Source organism: uncultured Maribacter sp., assembly GCF_947500405.1.
GTDB lineage: Bacteria > Bacteroidota > Bacteroidia > Flavobacteriales > Flavobacteriaceae > Maribacter_B.
In genome coordinates, this window is record NZ_CANMRY010000048.1 from 1 (window position 1) to 1,168 (window position 1,168).

General features: G+C 27.9%; 1 protein-coding gene. It reads right to left on the minus strand.

Annotation, left to right across the window (positions count from 1 at the left end; translation table 11 throughout):
- Positions 1-265: 265 nt before the first annotated feature.
- Entirely contained in the window at positions 266-1,045 is a 780-nt protein-coding gene (locus Q0945_RS15910; RefSeq protein WP_299436623.1) for a DUF2971 domain-containing protein, read from the minus strand.
- Positions 1,046-1,168 lie beyond the last annotated feature (123 nt).

The following is a 1,168-nucleotide window of genomic DNA, read 5'->3' on the forward strand; positions in this document are numbered from 1 at the left end:
AATTCAGACACACAAGATTCTCATTTAGGATATTAAATTTAGTCAGAATTTTTCAGGTCAGCCATTAAGGGTAACGTTAAGTATAAGAAACGGAGGGCAGGTGATAAGCACTTTCGTTTCGGTTTATTACTTAGCTAAATATAAATATTTTGCTTTTATCTTTTTTTACTATAAATGCCAAATTTTATATTTAGCGGACTTTATAAATATTCACAGACCTTTCGGTTTAACACAATCGCCCTATGTTTTTTATACAGTGTTAGCTTTAGTTTTTTTCTATTTCAGCCATTTCTTTCCAAAAGTTGCTCTTAATTGCAATTTTCTCAAACTTACCATCTCCACCGAAGTAATTCATTTTACTAATATTAATGCTCAAGTTTTTTCCTTTAATAATTTCCTGGTTTTCAAGAGAAATCTTTTGACCTAATATTATTTCCTCAATCATTCCTTCTAAAGGAATATACTCAAATTCATTTTTTGAAAAACAAATTAATCTGTATTCTTGTTCTCTATCCCAAGATTTTAGTTTCTCAAAGAATAGAGTCGATTTATTATCTAAAACACCTTTTATTTCATTATTGGTGTAGTCAATTTTGTAAGAGCAATAACTGAGTCTATCTTTATAATCTACTTGTTCGCATAATGGATGAAAAAGTTTAAAGTTTTCCTTGAAATAATTAACGACTTTTTCCTTATTTAAAACAATACATATACCTGTGTGATTTTCGGCATAATAAGACCACAAATTTGCTAACTGGTAGCCTTTCAATTTGTTTTCTTCATTTGAGGTTGAAAAACAAGCAATTTTACAATTTGTTATCCATTTAGTATTTAGAGTAGTTTTGTATTCTTCGGTTAACTTATGTAGATTTTCAATACTAATACCTTCCCCTTTTTTGAAAAGATGATGATTTCTATAAACACGATCTTTGTAATCTAGAGGGTCGTTAACATTTAAAATAGAACTTAATCTTATAGAATTTGTTTTAGAAATTCCATTTATGAATTTACTAAATGTAGAATAATGATAGAGTTTTTCAGACATAATATAATATTATTCAATTTAGACAATTTATTTAGTAATTAAAGCTAACGTCTCGGCTATGATTTCGGACTGGGAAAGTATACGCTAACCAGTCAGCCAGAGATAAATTTTTAAAATTAATAC

Coding starts and splice junctions, on each gene's coding strand:
- Q0945_RS15910 (WP_299436623.1), bottom strand. CDS start 1,045: ATGTCTGAAAAACTCTATCATTATTCTACATTTAGTAAATTCATAAAT.